Source organism: Mammaliicoccus sp. P-M59, assembly GCF_022386135.1.
Taxonomy (GTDB): domain Bacteria; phylum Bacillota; class Bacilli; order Staphylococcales; family Staphylococcaceae; genus Mammaliicoccus; species Mammaliicoccus sciuri_A.
In genome coordinates this window covers 1,045,349-1,060,403 of sequence record NZ_JAJNJJ010000001.1, presented here as the reverse complement: position 1 = coordinate 1,060,403, position 15,055 = coordinate 1,045,349, and the positions used below count along the sequence as shown (strand labels likewise).

22 protein-coding genes are annotated in these 15,055 nt (G+C 35.3%); all 22 read left to right on the top strand.

Annotation, left to right across the window (positions count from 1 at the left end; translation table 11 throughout):
• The coding region (locus LQ617_RS05130) for a hypothetical protein (RefSeq protein WP_239739740.1) at positions 1 to 188 on the top strand (188 nt) is incomplete at its 5' end.
• Positions 189 to 386 (top strand): hypothetical protein, encoded by a 198-nt coding sequence (locus LQ617_RS05125; RefSeq protein WP_239726922.1) that lies wholly within the window; start codon positions 189 to 191, stop codon positions 384 to 386.
• 71 nt (positions 387 to 457) lie between these two features.
• Positions 458 to 928: a hypothetical protein gene (locus tag LQ617_RS05120; RefSeq protein WP_239704731.1), complete on the top strand. Its 471-nt coding sequence runs from the start codon at positions 458 to 460 to the stop codon at positions 926 to 928.
• 6 nt (positions 929 to 934) lie between these two features.
• Positions 935 to 1,096, top strand: coding sequence for a hypothetical protein (locus LQ617_RS05115; RefSeq protein ID WP_239704730.1), 162 nt, complete (start codon positions 935 to 937; stop codon positions 1,094 to 1,096).
• A 27-nt stretch (positions 1,097 to 1,123) separates the two neighbouring features.
• Positions 1,124 to 3,589 carry a virulence-associated E family protein gene (locus LQ617_RS05110; RefSeq protein WP_239704728.1) on the top strand — a complete coding sequence of 822 codons (2,466 nt, stop codon included), beginning with the start codon at positions 1,124 to 1,126 and terminating at the stop codon, positions 3,587 to 3,589.
• A gap of 302 nt (positions 3,590 to 3,891) precedes the next feature.
• Complete coding sequence (locus LQ617_RS05105) at positions 3,892 to 4,179, top strand: VRR-NUC domain-containing protein (RefSeq protein WP_239704726.1); 288 nt, start codon at positions 3,892 to 3,894, stop codon at positions 4,177 to 4,179.
• Positions 4,170 to 5,555 (top strand): SNF2-related protein, encoded by a 1,386-nt coding sequence (locus tag LQ617_RS05100; protein WP_239704723.1) that lies wholly within the window; start codon positions 4,170 to 4,172, stop codon positions 5,553 to 5,555. Before LQ617_RS05105 ends, LQ617_RS05100 begins: the two co-directional genes overlap by 10 nt.
• Positions 5,555 to 5,968, top strand: a complete 414-nt coding sequence (locus LQ617_RS05095) for a transcriptional regulator (protein ID WP_058591726.1) — start codon at positions 5,555 to 5,557, stop codon at positions 5,966 to 5,968. Before LQ617_RS05100 ends, LQ617_RS05095 begins: the two co-directional genes overlap by 1 nt.
• A 309-nt stretch (positions 5,969 to 6,277) precedes the next feature.
• A complete protein-coding gene (locus tag LQ617_RS05090) occupies positions 6,278 to 6,556 on the top strand; it encodes an HNH endonuclease (RefSeq protein WP_239704721.1) in 279 nt (92 codons plus the stop codon).
• A 154-nt stretch (positions 6,557 to 6,710) separates the two neighbouring features.
• Positions 6,711 to 7,010, top strand: a complete 300-nt coding sequence (locus LQ617_RS05085; protein ID WP_196308072.1) for a P27 family phage terminase small subunit — start codon at positions 6,711 to 6,713, stop codon at positions 7,008 to 7,010.
• Positions 7,007 to 8,647: a terminase TerL endonuclease subunit gene (locus tag LQ617_RS05080; protein ID WP_196968092.1), complete on the top strand. Its 1,641-nt coding sequence runs from the start codon at positions 7,007 to 7,009 to the stop codon at positions 8,645 to 8,647. The genes LQ617_RS05085 and LQ617_RS05080 overlap by 4 nt, the downstream gene beginning before the upstream one ends.
• A gap of 16 nt (positions 8,648 to 8,663) precedes the next feature.
• Complete coding sequence (locus LQ617_RS05075) at positions 8,664 to 9,809, top strand: phage portal protein (RefSeq protein ID WP_239739739.1); 1,146 nt, start codon at positions 8,664 to 8,666, stop codon at positions 9,807 to 9,809.
• Complete coding sequence (locus tag LQ617_RS05070; protein WP_239733792.1) at positions 9,799 to 10,536, top strand: head maturation protease, ClpP-related; 738 nt, start codon at positions 9,799 to 9,801, stop codon at positions 10,534 to 10,536. The genes LQ617_RS05075 and LQ617_RS05070 overlap by 11 nt, the downstream gene beginning before the upstream one ends.
• Positions 10,537 to 10,564: 28 nt before the next feature.
• Positions 10,565 to 11,689, top strand: a complete 1,125-nt coding sequence (locus LQ617_RS05065; RefSeq protein ID WP_239733791.1) for a phage major capsid protein — start codon at positions 10,565 to 10,567, stop codon at positions 11,687 to 11,689.
• 73 nt (positions 11,690 to 11,762) lie between these two features.
• On the top strand, positions 11,763 to 12,065 hold the full coding sequence (locus LQ617_RS05060) for a phage gp6-like head-tail connector protein (protein ID WP_239704710.1): 303 nt from the start codon (positions 11,763 to 11,765) through the stop codon (positions 12,063 to 12,065).
• Positions 12,040 to 12,405, top strand: coding sequence for a hypothetical protein (locus LQ617_RS05055; RefSeq protein WP_239704708.1), 366 nt, complete (start codon positions 12,040 to 12,042; stop codon positions 12,403 to 12,405). Before LQ617_RS05060 ends, LQ617_RS05055 begins: the two co-directional genes overlap by 26 nt.
• Positions 12,402 to 12,806, top strand: coding sequence for an HK97-gp10 family putative phage morphogenesis protein (locus tag LQ617_RS05050; RefSeq protein WP_103361743.1), 405 nt, complete (start codon positions 12,402 to 12,404; stop codon positions 12,804 to 12,806). The genes LQ617_RS05055 and LQ617_RS05050 overlap by 4 nt, the downstream gene beginning before the upstream one ends.
• Positions 12,803 to 13,198, top strand: a complete 396-nt coding sequence (locus LQ617_RS05045) for a hypothetical protein (protein WP_103361744.1) — start codon at positions 12,803 to 12,805, stop codon at positions 13,196 to 13,198. Before LQ617_RS05050 ends, LQ617_RS05045 begins: the two co-directional genes overlap by 4 nt.
• Before the next feature lie 35 nt (positions 13,199 to 13,233).
• Positions 13,234 to 13,830: a phage tail protein gene (locus tag LQ617_RS05040; RefSeq protein ID WP_239733790.1), complete on the top strand. Its 597-nt coding sequence runs from the start codon at positions 13,234 to 13,236 to the stop codon at positions 13,828 to 13,830.
• 72 nt (positions 13,831 to 13,902) lie between these two features.
• On the top strand, positions 13,903 to 14,136 hold the full coding sequence (locus tag LQ617_RS05035; protein WP_239739736.1) for a fibronectin type III domain-containing protein: 234 nt from the start codon (positions 13,903 to 13,905) through the stop codon (positions 14,134 to 14,136).
• 64 nt (positions 14,137 to 14,200) lie between these two features.
• Entirely contained in the window at positions 14,201 to 14,467 is a 267-nt protein-coding gene (locus LQ617_RS05030; RefSeq protein ID WP_239733788.1) for a hypothetical protein, read from the top strand.
• Between the two features lie 27 nt (positions 14,468 to 14,494).
• A complete protein-coding gene (locus LQ617_RS05025; RefSeq protein ID WP_103361747.1) occupies positions 14,495 to 14,935 on the top strand; it encodes a hypothetical protein in 441 nt (146 codons plus the stop codon).
• Positions 14,936 to 15,055 lie beyond the last annotated feature (120 nt).

Genomic DNA, 15,055 nt, shown 5'->3' with positions numbered 1-15,055 from the left:
AATGGCATGTGGAAGATGCAAAGCAATGGGAAATCTATTATGGTGCTACAAGTGATATGTTTGAAATTAAAAAGTTTGATGATTACTACAAGCATTATGATAAAAATTATGTGGCACCAATCTATTATGAAGACACACAAGCATATAAAGACAATGAAGTATGGTTCACGGGAATGGGGAGATGTTGAATGAAAACATACACTCAAGAGCAAGTAGATGAAATTATGGAAGATATGCATAAGGGTTATAGAAAAATAATGAAAAAGCATGATGACGAAATGCAAGAATTCACTATTAAGTATATGAAAGGCTTAGTTATAAAGTCGGTGTTATTAGGTTTAGTTAATGGTGCAATAATCGGATTAATGATAGGTAGTTTTTTATGACATTCGGATTAATACTATTCGCAGTTATAGTCATTGCACTAATAATAAATGCAGTTAAGGAGTGATAGTAAATGATATTACCAATCATAGCTTTAGTTTCATCTGTGCTTTGTTTGATATCTAGCGTTATCGTATATAAATTGAATAAATCAAGATTGCCATATGATATTGCATCTGAAAGTTATGTGAACGCAAGCGTAGAATTGTTAGAAAACAAAGTACAACCATTAATAGATAAGCATAAAGAAGAACAAGAACAGAAAGAAACTGAAACACAAAAAGCTCACTGGAAGTCATTTAATAAGTGGAAAATGCAAAAGGGAATGATGAATCAAGATGCAGGTGGTACAGAAATATGTATTGAATGTTATAACGACAATTTGGAGATAGATGTAGAGTATAAAAAAGTTCCAGGCAAACCTTATTATGCGTCTGACACATACGTTGGACATTTATTTGCAGAAAATGACTATCCATTATCAGCAGAACAAAAATGTACCGTATGTGGACATATTGTTGATAAGTGGAAATACGAGGAGTGATATCAAATGACCTATTACTTAGATAAGATAAACAACATTTTATTTATTAAGCCAAACGAAAAAGTTGAATTAAAAGCAATCGAAGATATATCTAAAGCATTTGAAGAAACAGGAATTCCTTACAAAGTTATTATTTTAGATCGTGATGATGAATTAGTAGTTATTTAATATAGAAGAAACTAGGAAGTGAAGCGCATGACAAATTTAGATAAGGCGGTGAACGTACAAGCCTTAACACATGATGGCAACATAACTTATGCACATGCTACTAACAGGATGTCCACAAAGTGGGTTAACCAGGAGATGCTGTGGAGTGAGTTCATTAAAAAGTTGTCTAAGACCGTTAAAACAAAAGAATCAATTAGTGAATACAATAAAATGTCTAAAAGTGAACAGTCTGAAATCAAAGACGTTGGGGGCTTTGTCGGTGGTTTCTTAAAAGGTGGCAGACGTAAAGCCGATAGCGTGATGAACCGTTCCATGTTAACACTTGATATCGACTACGGTGTTGAAGATATGGACGATGTGATTAGCATGTTATTCGATTACGCCTATTGTGTTTATTCAACACATAAACATAGACCTGAGAAACCAAGAATACGATTAGTGATACCACTTAAACGTCATGTTGATTCAGAAGAGTATGCAGCAGTGAGTATGAAAGTGGCAGAGTCAATTGGTATAGATTACTTCGATGATACCACTTATCAACCACATCGTTTAATGTACTGGCCATCAACTTCAGATGATGCAGAGTTCTATTTCAACTATCAAGATGCTGAGTTCTTAAACCCTGATGATGTGTTAGCTGAATATCACAATTGGCGCGACCCTTTAGAATGGCCAACGTCTTCAAGACGTGAACAGTCATATAAACGTATGGCAGATAAACAAGGCGACCCACATGACAAGCCAGGTATCGTCGGTGCGTTTTGTAAGGCTTATGACATTCATGATGTGATTAGTGAGTTCTTAAGTGATATATACGAGAAATTCGACGATAACCGATACACCTATTTAGATGGTTCGGCTGCAGGTGGATTAGTACTTTATGATGACGGTAAGTTCGCTTATTCACATCATGGTACAGACCCTGTGAGTAGTAAACTCGTAAACAGTTTCGACTTACTACGTATACACAAGTTCGGCGCACAAGATGAAGACGCTAAAGCTGATACACCTGTTAACCGATTACCTTCATATAAAAGTATGAAGCAACTTGCACAACAAGATGATCATGTTAAAGCATTTATTATAGAAGAAAAAATCACAACAGCACAAGATGATTTCGACTTTATTGAAACAGATGAGACGGCGTCAGACACTACAGACAAGAAGTGGAGTTCTAAACTAACATTAACCAAAGAAGGTGCAATTGAAGTAACTGTACCGAATATCATGTTAATTATGAATAACGACCCACATTTAAAAGGTAAAATCGCAATGAACGACTTCAACGGACGTCTTACGATTATGGGTCAAACACCATGGAGACGTGATAAAAAGCCAGGTAATTGGACAGATAATGATGATAGTGGTCTTCGTAACTATATCGAACGTTACTATGATGTTTACAACAAGATTAAAACAGATGACGCGATTCGAAATGTTAGTCAGATGAATAGTTTCCATCCAATACGTGATTATTTAGATCCACTAGAATGGGACGGCGTTGAACGCTTAGATACGTTATTCCATAGATATCTTGGTTCAGATGATAACGATATTAATAGAGCGGTCACACGTAAGTCCTTTACTGCTGCAATAGCAAGAGTGTACGAGCCAGGTGTTAAATACGACTACATGTTGACGTTATATGGTCCACAAGGTGTCGGTAAATCAGCGCTAATTGCACGTATGGGCGGAGAATGGTTCTCTGATAGCGTGACAAGTGTTACAGGAAAAGAGTCTTATGAAGCATTGCAAGGTGCTTGGATAATAGAAATGGGTGAACTTGCAGCAACTAAAAAAGCAGAAGTTGAAAGTATTAAACACTTCATATCTAAACAAGTTGATTCGTTCCGTGTGGCATATGGTAGACACAAAGAGGACTTTCCTAGACAGTGTGTATTCTTTGGTACAACGAACAAGATAGACTTTTTAAGGGATGATACAGGTGGTCGTAGATTCTGGCCAATTACCGTTAGACCAGAACAAGCTAGTACACATTGGTCCAAATTGAACAAAGAAGAAATCAATCAGTTATGGGCAGAAGCTAAGCATTATTATGAAGCAGGCGAACCTTTATTCTTAGAGAAATCACTTGAAAAAGAGATGAATGAGATACAAGCAGCACATACAGAAGAGTCGCCTTATGAAGGTGTGATACGAGAGTACCTTGATACTAAGATACCTAAGAATTGGGCGGAAATGGACATTGGATCACGTAGAACGTTCTTAAGTGACGAAGAATTTGACGTGATTGGTGATGTGTCAGATGAACTTGTAGAGCGTGATAGAGTGTGTGCTTTAGAAGTTTGGTGCGAGTGTTTAGGTAATGATAAGAACAGATTCCCACGTATGGAACAGCGTGAAATAAACGCCATACTGAAAAAACAAAAAGATTGGAAACCGTACGATGGTAACAAAACATCACGCCTAAAGTTCGGGAATTACTATGGTGCGCAGAAGGCATTTACGAGAGAATATGACCTGATTTAGGGTGTTCGTAATGTGAAAAAAGGTGTTCAGGGTGTTCGTTCCCAAAAATTGTAAGGTGTTCGTGGTGTTCGTAAAAGTGTTCAAAGTTATTAGTTACGAACACCACTCAATCCATTGGGAGAGTAGGGACGAAAGGCAAAGGTGTTTAAGGTGTTCATAAATTTTATAAAAGTATAAAATATATTGATTAGGGAGGCAGAGGGGTATATATGAACTGCCTATTCTCCCTACGGCAATATACTAAGAGAAACTCAAGAAATTACGAACACTTTGAACACCCTAATATTTTTAGGGGTGAAATTATGGAAAGTGAAAAAAGTATCGAAAACCACCTAAAAACGAACATTGAACGTTATAACGGTTTTTGTTTGAAATGGGTAGCACCTGGAACAAAAGGAGTGCCAGACAGAATTATTTTAATGCCAGGAGGCAAAACTTATTTAGTAGAGTTGAAAACGCAAAAAGGTAAAACAAGTTCAACTCAAAAATATATACACAAAAAATTTAAAGAGATTGATCATCATGTTTATATTTTAAATTCAAAACATGCAGTCGATAAATTTATAGAAGAGGTGATTGAATGGCAATAGATTTTGTACCACATGCCTATCAAGATTATGCGATACAGAAAATCATTGATAATAAAAAATATGGTCTCTTCTTAGATATGGGATTAGGAAAGACGGTCTCAACATTAACAGCGATTAACGAACTCATGTATGACCATTTAGAAGTTGAACGCGTGTTAGTGATTGCACCTAAACGTGTAGCAGAGGACACATGGACAAGAGAGACATCGAAGTGGAAACATCTTAATCACTTAAGAATTTCTAAAGTGTTAGGCAATGTGAAACAACGAAGAAAAGCATTAGTGAAAGAAGCGGACATCTATGTGATCAATCGTGAAAATGTTAAATGGTTATGTGACGAGTATACAGGTAGACGAACATGGCCATTTGATATGGTTGTGATAGATGAGTTATCAAGCTTTAAGAATTCGAGTAGCGTCCGATTCAAAGAACTCAAAAAGAAGATGCCACTTGTTGACAGATTCGTAGGACTAACTGGAACGCCAGCACCTAATTCACTATTAGACTTATGGAGTCAGATATATTTAATTGATTCTGGAGAAAGATTAGGCAAAGCCTATTCACATTATCGTGAGCGATACTTCTATCCAGCGCAGTCATTAGGCAATAATGTTTTTAAGTGGAAAGCTAAACCGGAAGCAGAAGAAAACATTTATAACTTAATTGATGATATATGTGTATCGATGAAAGCACAGGACTATTTGGAAATGCCGGAACGAATCGACTCAGTTAAAGAAGTGAAGTTAGAAAGCAAAGAGAGACAGTTGTATGAGAAGTTAGAGAAAGAGATGATATTAGAATTTACTGAAGGAGACATTGTCGCATTGAATGGTGCGTCATTAAGTCAAAAGCTATTACAACTTTCTAACGGTGCAAGTTATAACGACAACAAAGGTGTACAACATATACATGATCGTAAGATTGAAATGCTAAAAGATATTGTAGAAGAAGCACAAGGCTCACCAATATTAGTCTTCTATAACTTCAAGCATGATAAGACAAGATTACTTGAAGCGTTTAAAGAAGCTAAAACCTTAGATGATGAACATGCAATCTATCATTGGAACAATGGAGATATACCAATGTTGTTAGTACATCCAGCGAGTGCAGGTCATGGTCTTAACCTACAAGATGGAGGACACATCATAGCATGGTATGGATTGACATGGTCATTAGAGTTATACCAACAAGCTAACGCTAGATTGTATAGACAAGGACAAGAACACACAACAGTCATTCATCATATACTAACAGAACAATCAATAGACCAGAGAGTGTATGAAGTATTGCAAGGTAAAGAAGAAGGACAGGAAGCTTTACTTAAAGCAATAGATGCACGTATGAAAGAGATAGAGATGGAAGGGGTTATGGTTTAATGAGAAATAGTACGATTAAATACTTAGAAGAAGAGTTATATAATTATGATCATACTCGTAAAAGGATGAAAGAATTAAGAGAAGAGATAAGAACACCATGGCAACCACAAGATGAGAACATTGGAGGTGGTAGAAGTAACAACAATGTAAGTACAACAGAACTAACAGCAACAAGGTTAGTTAATGACAAACGTATTGAACATCTTCAACGTGTGACAATAGCAATAGAGAAGGTATACGAAGAAGGTAATCAGTTAGAACGTGACCTGATGTCAATGTACTACTTCAAGAAGCCAAGACTATTAACAGTAGCAGGTATCATTGATAAGTTACACATTAGTCGTAGTCACTTCTTTAGAATCAAGAAGGGAATCATTATTAAGTTAGCAGATGAATTAGGTATCGAGCATTAAGAATGAGACTATTATGAGACTTTTGAGGTGTGTCAAGGTGTTATTATGATAGTGTAGAAAGATTATAGATAACAATTAGTCATACTCAATCATCTCCTTTATATACAAGTAATCATATATCTATAGTCAATCATGGACTGTACTCAATCGAGTATGGTCCTTTTGTTTTGCTTATTGAAGCTGAGAGGATAGTGATCCGTTATGTGTATAACATATCTGGACTGATGAGCCTAACTCATAAGGTGGTAGATGTAAGTGTTAACAGAGCAAGAGTGTAGAGAGTTCTATAACGGTATGAAGTGGCGCAACATGAGAAGCTACATAAAAGAAAAGAATAACTATGAATGTCAAGAATGTAAAAGACAAGGCAAGGTATCACTCGATATATATGAGAAGAATAAGAACGACAGGAAGAAGATTAAACTTGTTGTCCATCATATAAAAGAGTTAAAAGATTATCCTGAACTTGCCTTAGACGAAGACAATCTTGAAACGTTATGTGTTGAGTGCCATAACAAGATACATGATAGAAATTTTAAATCTAATTTCAAACATCGTGAATCGAAATGGAAAGATGAAAATTGGTAATCAAAAATATAAAATATTTAAATATTAAATTGTTTGCAATCTATTTATACCCCCACCCCAAAAAGTTTTCATTTGGAAACTCGACAGGGAACCGGTGGAGGGTATAGCTATCCAGCAGATTTTTCTAAAATAAAAATACGTTAGGGGGGTATATATGAAGAACGAAAGACAACTTAAAAAGTATCTATTGGCGAATATTGAAAAAGATAATCCTGTACAACTTGAAAAAGTTGATAGGTACATCAACTTACTAAAAATATTCTATAAGCTAGATGAAAACATCAAAGAACATGGCACCATGGTCGAAACCGTAAATGCCTCCCAAACGTTCTTGAAAGCTAACCCTGCAGTAGCAGAGAAAAATAAAATTAATGGTTCATTACTTGCGATTGAAAAGTCGTTTGGTTTTGATAAGGAACAAGACGAAGTCATTACCCGTCGTGATTTATTGTGATTAAAAACAAATATATTGATGAGTATATCCAGTTGTGGAAGAAAGGAAAAATCAAACTCAACGAAGAACGGATATTACTTATCAAGTATTTAGAGAAACATGTATTAAGTCGTGATGATCTATATTTCGATGAAGTGCAAATCGAGAACTTTATAAAGTTTACTGAAAAATGGTACTTTCCATTGCAACCATTCCAAAAATTCATAATACCATTCGTGTTCCTGTTCGAAAAAGAAGGAGACTTCTTATACTTCGAGCAGTTTTTTATTACTTTAGGACGTGGAGGCGGTAAAAACGGATTGATTACGGCTTTGTCTAATTACTTCATATCTTATTTACACGGCATACCAAACTACGACATTTCGGTTGTAGCCAATTCAGAAGACCAAGCAAAAACATCTTTTGAAGAAGCGTATAACATGATTGAACGAAATGATTTAGAAGATATGTTTTATTTAACTAAATTAGTGATAACTGATACAGAAACAAAATCTAGATTTCGATTTAGAACATCTAACGCTGGCACTAAAGATGGTGGGCGTGAAGGTTGCGTTATTTATGATGAAGTACATAGATACGAAGACAGTGAAACAGTAGATGTATTCAGTTCTGGTTTAGGTAAAGTAAAACATCCAAGAGAATTCTTTATCGGCACTGACGGATATGTAAGAGAAGGTTTCTTAGACAAGTTAAAAGAACGTTCACTATCACTATTAAAAGGTGAGACACCAGACGATAGGATATTCCCGTTCATTTGTAAGTTAGATGATGCAAGCGAAGTGGATGACCCGGATATGTGGGAAAAAGCCAATCCAATGTTCAGTAATCCTATGAGTGAATATGCAAAAGGGTTATTCAGAAAAGTTAAGAACCAATACAACGAAATGACCTTTAGCCCAACTAAACGACAAGAGTTCATGACAAAACGTATGAACTTACCTGAAGTGGATTTAGAAAAAGTAGTTGCACCTTGGGAAGATATTTTAGCAACTAACAGACCGTTTCCAATACTTGAAAATAAACAGTGCATAGGCGGATTAGACTATGCGAGTATTAAAGACTTTGCAGCAGTCGGTTTGTTGTTTAGAGAAGGCGACGACTATATCTGGAAAACACACTCCTTCGTTAGGAAAGGATTTTTAGATGTCGTTAAATTGAAACCACCTATTTACGAATGGGAAAAACAAGGGCTTTTGACAATAGTAGACGAGCCTTCAATAGATCCGTTGCATATTGTACTTTGGTTCGATGAAATGCGAAAAACTTATGGACTTGAAAAGGTGATAGCCGATAACTTCAGAATGGATTTATTAAGACCTAAGTTTGAAGAATACGATATCGAAATTGAAGTCATTAAGAACCCTAGAGCCATACAGTCATTACTTGCACCTCGAGTAGAGACGATGTTCGCAAATCATAATCTCGTATATGACGACAACCCTCTTATGCGATGGTATACGAACAACGTTGCTGTCAAAACCAAACCTGATGGCAACAAAGAGTACGTTAAGAAAGACGAAGTGAGACGTAAGACAGATGGATTCCAAGCTTTAATTCATGCGCTATATCGTGCAGATGAGTTGTTGGAAGAAGATATTAACAATTCATTAGACTTTCTTAACGCAATAAATTTCTAGTAAAGGAGGGAAGGAAATGGCAGGTTTTTTCGAAAAGATATTCGGTCGTCATGAAGAAGCAAGTTGGATGTATGATTTAGAGTTTTTTCAAGATACGACAACAAAAGTGTATTTAAAGAACATGGCTTTACAAACAAATATTGAATTTCTCGCAAGAACGATTTCACAATCTGAATTCCGAATAATGAACAACAATAAATCCATTAAAGATAAAACGTGGCATAAGCTGAACATCAGACCAAACACGGATCTATCTTCATCTGATTTTTGGCAAAAAGTGATTTATAAACTTATCTATGAGAATGAAGTGTTAATCGTACAAAGTGACACTAAGGATTTATTAGTGGCAGACAGTTACGACAGAAAAGAATTCGCACTCTATCCGGATAGGTTCTCACATGTCATGGTCAAAGATTTTGAGTTTGAAAGGTCTTTTGAAATGGGCGAAGTTATCTATTTAACGTATAACAAAAACAAGTTAAGTACTTTTGTAGACGGACTGTTTGGAGACTACGGAGAAATATTTGGTCGCATGATAAGCGCTCAAATGCGTAATAACCAAATCAGAGGAATTGTGAACGTTGATTCATCAAAGAAAATGGATTCTGAAGAAATTCAAAAAATGCAAGACTATGTTAATAAGATAACAAGTTCATTTAGTACTAATGCAGTAGCAGTTGCACCTTTAACAAAAGGATTTGAGTACCAAGAAGTATCAGGTAGCACAAAAACAGGTTCTGCGAATTTCGAGGATTTGGCTAAGCTGAAGAAATCCTTACAAGATGATGTTGCGAAAGCAATAGGTATTCCACCTGCGCTCATAAACGGGGAATTAGCAGACATGGATAATGCGTTAGAGTCTTATATTAAATTCTGTATCAAACCTTTGATAAAGAAAATAGAAGACGAATTAAACGCGAAATTGTTTACTGAATCTGACGTGATTAATGGTCGTTACATTAAAGTTGTCGGCATAGACAAAAAAGACCCATTAGAACACGCTGAATCGGTAGACAAACTTATTTCGAGTCATGCGTTTACACCGAACCAAGTATTAATAATGTTTGGTGAAGAACCTTCGGACGACCCGAGTATGGACGAATATTATGTTACTAAGAACTACACAGGAACATTGGAAGGTGGTGATACAGATGAAGATTAATGTCAAAGGGGCAATCATTTCTAATGACGACAAATGGATTTATGATTTGTTAGATATGGACGCGACATCTCCTAAAGATATCACTGATGCGCTACCTTCAAATGATGAAGATGTAGAAGTTATCATCAATAGTGGTGGCGGAGACGTTTTTGCCGGTAGTGAGATTTATACAACGCTTAAAGCTTATCCAGGTAATGTACATGTCAAAGTTGTAGGTGTTGCAGCAAGCGCAGCTTCAGTCATTGCAATGGCAGGTCAAACAATCGAGATGAGTCCAACTGCTCAAATGATGATCCATAACGCAAGCACCATTGCAATGGGAGACGACAGAGAAATGGCGTCAGCATCTAAGATGCTTAACGGTGTCAACCGTGGTATCGCAAATGCCTATATCGAAAAAACAGGTAAGAGCGAACAAGAAATTTTAGATTTAATGAACGCAGAAACATGGTTAAACGCTCAAGATGCAGTTGATTTAGGATTTGCTGATACAAAGATGTTCGGCGAAAACGTACCTAAGTTAGTTGCTAATTCTGGACAAATGCTTTCAACTGAAGCAATGAATAAAGTTTCAGCTTTGATGAGCAAGACACCAGAAATCAAAATCGATGTAGACGCAATTGCAAACAAAGTTTTAGAAAAATTAGAAGAAAAAGGACCTAAAGATGTTGAGGGCAGGATTAGTAACACCCAATCCAAAAAACAGTCTACTAGGTTCTTTTTTTAATACAAAAAATTAAGGAGGGTCATAGAATATGACTATTAAATTATCAGACGACTTCAAGACAGCTCGTCAAGAATTTTTAAATGCCATTCAAAATGGTGAAACAGAAGAAGTACAAGCCGAATTATATGGCGGTATGATCAATGAACTATTTGAAGAAGCTAGAAAACAAGCAAAACAAGAAGCAGAAGCGGTTGCTTCATTACCAACACAAGACAGTAAATTAACTGCTCAACAACGAAAATTCTTCAATGAAATCAATACTGAGGTCGGTTATAAAGAAGAAAAATTATTACCAGAAGAAACGATTGACCGTATCTTTGAAGATTTAACAACTCAACATCCTTTACTTGCTGATTTAGGAATTAAAAATGCTGGATTACGTCTTAAGTTCTTAAAATCAGAAACATCAGGCGTTGCAGTATGGGGTAAAATCTTTGGTGAAATTAAAGGTCAATTAGATGCAGCGTTCAGCGAAGAAACTGCAATTTCTAACAAACTTACAGCGTTTGTTGTATTACCTAAAGATTTAAAAGACTTCGGACCTGCATGGATTGAAAGATTTGTTCGTTTACAAATTGAAGAAGCTTTTGCAGTTGCATTAGAAGCGGCGTTCTTAAATGGTACTGGTAAAGACCAACCTATCGGATTAAACCGTCAAGTACAAGAAGGCGTATCAGTAACTGGTGGGGAATATCCAGAAAAAGAATCAGAAGGTACTTTAACGTTTAAGGACCCACGTACAACTGTTCTTGAATTAACAAAAGTATTTAAATTCCACTCAACAGATGAAAAAGGTAAATCAGTTCAGGTTAAAGGAAATGTGTCAATGGTTGTCAATCCGTCTGACGCATTTGAAATCCAAGCACAATATACGCATTTAAATGCAAATGGAGTGTATGTAACAGCCTTACCTTATAACTTAAATATCATCGAATCTATCGCGCAACCTGCAGATAAAGTCTTAACTTATGTTAAAGGTCGCTATGATGGTTATTTAGGTGGCGGAATTAACATTCAAAAATTCGACCAAACGTTAGCAATTGAGGATATGGATTTATATACTGCGAAACAATTTGCATATGGTAAAGCAAAAGATAATAAAGTTGCAGCAGTCTACGATTTAGCAATTGATAAAGGCGAAGATACTCCCTAATGGACCCCAAAAGGTTGAGGTAATCGCTAACGCTAAGTCGGCAATTATCTCTGCAGAATAGGGGGTTGATTAAATGATAACTGATAAACATGTACAAGAATTTAAAGAAGACATGAATATCTTTCATAAATCACAAGATGATAAGTTCAAACGCAACTTGAATTCGTCATATTTAGCAATACAAAATATTTGTGGCGCATTTGAAATTGACGAAAGTATATTAGGAAAAGAATTGGTGTTTGAAAGAACAAGGTACATGAACAATGATCAACTGGAATTTTTCGATGATAACTTCTCAACGATGATTAGCGATTTCGGATTACTCAATAAGATAATGGCAGGTGGTATAGATGAATCCGATAAACTTCAAAATTAAAAAAACAGTTTCTGGAGACTATAATACACCTGTTAATTTTTATGAGTATAAAGATACAAGTCCATATCCGGATGAGATTGAAGAAAGAAAACTCTATTATTGCCTAGCTGAAATGTATAATCTATCTGCTAAAGATTGGGAAATACTAAATGTAAGTTCATCTAAAACAGGTATGACGATTGTTATACCAGACCCTTTAGAAGACTATACGCCACGTACCAATCATGTTGTTGAAGTAGACGACTTTAGGTTAGAACATAAACGGTATGACATTTTAGAGTTCAGACTAAATAAACCGGAAAAAGGACAAGTCACAATCGTTTTAGGTAATAGACCATGACCGTCGAGATAAAAGGTGTACAACAACTTGTTAATCAACTTGAGAAAAAGTTTGGCGTCGAAAATACAAAAAGAGTTAATGACCAAGCATTGAAAAAAGCAGGTGCTTATTTTGAAAAAGAATTAAGTTCTGCATTTGAAACATTTAAAGATACAGGTGCTTCGAAAGATGAAATCCAATTATCAGAACCTATGATGATACAAGGTGTGCGAGGTATAAAAGTGTATTGGGAAGGACCTATGGACCGTTACAGACTTATTCATTTAAATGAATGGGGCTATACGCGTAACGGAACTAAACAACATCCTAGAGGTTATGCAGTGATTGCAAAAACACTGAAAAACTCAGAAAGAGTATATAGAAATATCATAAAAGATGAGATAAGGAAGAATCTAATATGAATATATTAATGTATTTAAAAGAATTGCTACTCAATGATGAACGTATACAAGCAGAAGTTGATAATAGAATTCATTTCTATAAAGTTGGTGCAAACACAGATACCTCAAAACCTTTCATAACGATCACACCAATCGATGGAGAACCTAGTACTTTTGTTTCGGATAAATATTTGTCTGAGACTTTTTTTGTGCAGATAGATGTTGAGTCATACAAACACCAAACATCGCTTGATATTGCTAATCGTATTAGAAACATATTATGGACAAATGGATTTAAACAAAATGGTACAGAATTTGATGAACCATTTGAAGATACAAAAAGATATGTACTCGCAAGAAAGTATATAGGCATACCAAAAAATCAATATTACAAAGGAGGACACGTCGAATAACGTGTTCTTTTTTAATTCCAAGGAGGAAATAAACTATGCAAACATTCGGATTTAAACGTATTTTAGTTGGTGTATTCGATGCAGACGGTAAAAAAGTAGAAAAAAGATTAGAATGGAAAGATGAAAACGGAGGTACGGTTAACCTTAATATTTCAGGTTTAAACCCTGAATCAGTGAAATTCCGTGCGTCTAATAAAACAGTTTGGCAAAAACGACAAGGTACAGATGAAGTTAAATCTGATATGGATTTATTCAATGTTCCTACTGAAGATTTAAATACTGTATTAGGTAGAGAATCTGAAGGTAAAACATCATGGGTTGGAGACGACACACGCGCACCTTACGTTGCAATGATTGGTGAATCTGAGAATCCAGTTACTGGAGAGCCAATTTACTGTGCTTTAACTAAAGGTACTTTAGGATTAGAGTCAATCGAAATGAAAACGACTGAAGAAAAAATCGAAGCGCCTGAACCATTAAAACTTGCTGGTGACTGGATGGGACGTACAATTGACGGGAAATCTCGTACTATTGGTTTCCATGAAGGTACAGAAGGTGCAGACGATTTCTTCAATAAAGTATTTGAAGGACTTGAAACAGAAGATGGCGAAACAGAAGAAGGTTCGCCCTAATAACCCCCAAAACGTCGAAGTGACAGCACGAACAACTTCGGCAGTCATTGAGGCGGAATAGGGGAAGAAAGGATGAATGATATGTCCGAAACTTTTAAAGTTTACAAAGGTGATGAAGTTGTAGGCGAAATGGTTAAAAGTGAAGTTGGTAAAACTAAAATCACTATTAATAACTTAGAGCCTGGCACTGAATACGTCGAAGGTACTTTCCATATTGTATTAGTCAATGAACATGGAGAGTCTAAAAAGCAATCAGTACCAACATTTAAAACTAAAGAATCGAAGAGAAAGAAAACTAAACAATAGAGGGCAGTGAACAACTGCCTTCTTTTTTATTTGCGCAAATAAAAAACAAAAGGTTGTGAGAGATGTGAAAAGTATTTTTAACAAGCTAAAACAAATTATTAAAAAAGATATCTTAGTTATTAAAGTTAAAGAAATTAACGATGTCCCAACAATAATTTATAAAGGTAAGAATATAAAAAATATTAAAGACATTAACTTTGATTGGTCTACTATTGCCGAAAAAATAGAAGGCAGCGGATATCAATTTAGAGTTTCTTATTTTGAGGAAAAGGACTTGAAAAAAAGAATCTTAAAAGAAATTAACGAAGGATTTAAAAGCCCATTTAAATAAAAAAAACAAAATATCGGAGGCATACACATGATTAAATTTGAAATTAAAAACCGTGAAACTGGTAAGAAAGAAGCTTATGAGAAAGAAGATATTAGCTTAATTGAAGCAGAAAAATTTTATGAATTACAAGAGAAACAAAAGCAAGAAAGCGAAAAAGCGAGAAAAAAAGCTATCGCAATAGTTGAAAAGGAATATGGTACAGATTTTGATAACACTGAATTCTATATTCAATTGGTTCAACAAAACTTTAACCAAGTTGTTGACGCAAAGAAAATAAGACAACTAGAACGTGAATACTTTGTAAGTCTATTTGCTGATCAAGGATTAACTGAAAAAGATATTTTAGAAAACATGAGTACTAAACTTTATAACAAAATTTCAGAGGACATATTTCGTGAAATCTCTGGAGAAGACGAAGAAGATAACGAAGATGAATCAGAAGAAGTGGGAAAGAGCGAGGAACAATAACAATAAAAGAAGCTTTATCGAACTTCGATAAAATCAGACATATTTGTGCAGATAAGTATGGTTGGGATTTTAAAACAACAAACAATCAACCCTACTTACTTTTATTGAAAATGTTGAACT

Excerpts from the sequence above, each read along its gene's own strand:
- LQ617_RS05125 (WP_239726922.1), top strand. The coding sequence starts at position 189 with ATGAAAACATACACTCAAGAGCAAGTAGATGAAATTATGGAAGATATG.
- LQ617_RS05120 (WP_239704731.1), top strand. The coding sequence starts at position 458 with ATGATATTACCAATCATAGCTTTAGTTTCATCTGTGCTTTGTTTGATA.
- LQ617_RS05115 (WP_239704730.1), top strand. The coding sequence starts at position 935 with ATGACCTATTACTTAGATAAGATAAACAACATTTTATTTATTAAGCCA.
- LQ617_RS05110 (WP_239704728.1), top strand. The coding sequence starts at position 1,124 with ATGACAAATTTAGATAAGGCGGTGAACGTACAAGCCTTAACACATGAT.
- LQ617_RS05105 (WP_239704726.1), top strand. The coding sequence starts at position 3,892 with ATGGAAAGTGAAAAAAGTATCGAAAACCACCTAAAAACGAACATTGAA.
- LQ617_RS05100 (WP_239704723.1), top strand. The coding sequence starts at position 4,170 with ATGGCAATAGATTTTGTACCACATGCCTATCAAGATTATGCGATACAG.
- LQ617_RS05095 (WP_058591726.1), top strand. The coding sequence starts at position 5,555 with ATGAGAAATAGTACGATTAAATACTTAGAAGAAGAGTTATATAATTAT.
- LQ617_RS05090 (WP_239704721.1), top strand. The coding sequence starts at position 6,278 with ATGAGAAGCTACATAAAAGAAAAGAATAACTATGAATGTCAAGAATGT.
- LQ617_RS05085 (WP_196308072.1), top strand. The coding sequence starts at position 6,711 with ATGAAGAACGAAAGACAACTTAAAAAGTATCTATTGGCGAATATTGAA.
- LQ617_RS05075 (WP_239739739.1), top strand. The coding sequence starts at position 8,664 with ATGGCAGGTTTTTTCGAAAAGATATTCGGTCGTCATGAAGAAGCAAGT.
- LQ617_RS05070 (WP_239733792.1), top strand. The coding sequence starts at position 9,799 with ATGAAGATTAATGTCAAAGGGGCAATCATTTCTAATGACGACAAATGG.
- LQ617_RS05065 (WP_239733791.1), top strand. The coding sequence starts at position 10,565 with ATGACTATTAAATTATCAGACGACTTCAAGACAGCTCGTCAAGAATTT.
- LQ617_RS05060 (WP_239704710.1), top strand. The coding sequence starts at position 11,763 with ATGATAACTGATAAACATGTACAAGAATTTAAAGAAGACATGAATATC.
- LQ617_RS05055 (WP_239704708.1), top strand. The coding sequence starts at position 12,040 with ATGAATCCGATAAACTTCAAAATTAAAAAAACAGTTTCTGGAGACTAT.
- LQ617_RS05050 (WP_103361743.1), top strand. The coding sequence starts at position 12,402 with ATGACCGTCGAGATAAAAGGTGTACAACAACTTGTTAATCAACTTGAG.
- LQ617_RS05045 (WP_103361744.1), top strand. The coding sequence starts at position 12,803 with ATGAATATATTAATGTATTTAAAAGAATTGCTACTCAATGATGAACGT.
- LQ617_RS05040 (WP_239733790.1), top strand. The coding sequence starts at position 13,234 with ATGCAAACATTCGGATTTAAACGTATTTTAGTTGGTGTATTCGATGCA.
- LQ617_RS05035 (WP_239739736.1), top strand. The coding sequence starts at position 13,903 with ATGAATGATATGTCCGAAACTTTTAAAGTTTACAAAGGTGATGAAGTT.
- LQ617_RS05025 (WP_103361747.1), top strand. The coding sequence starts at position 14,495 with ATGATTAAATTTGAAATTAAAAACCGTGAAACTGGTAAGAAAGAAGCT.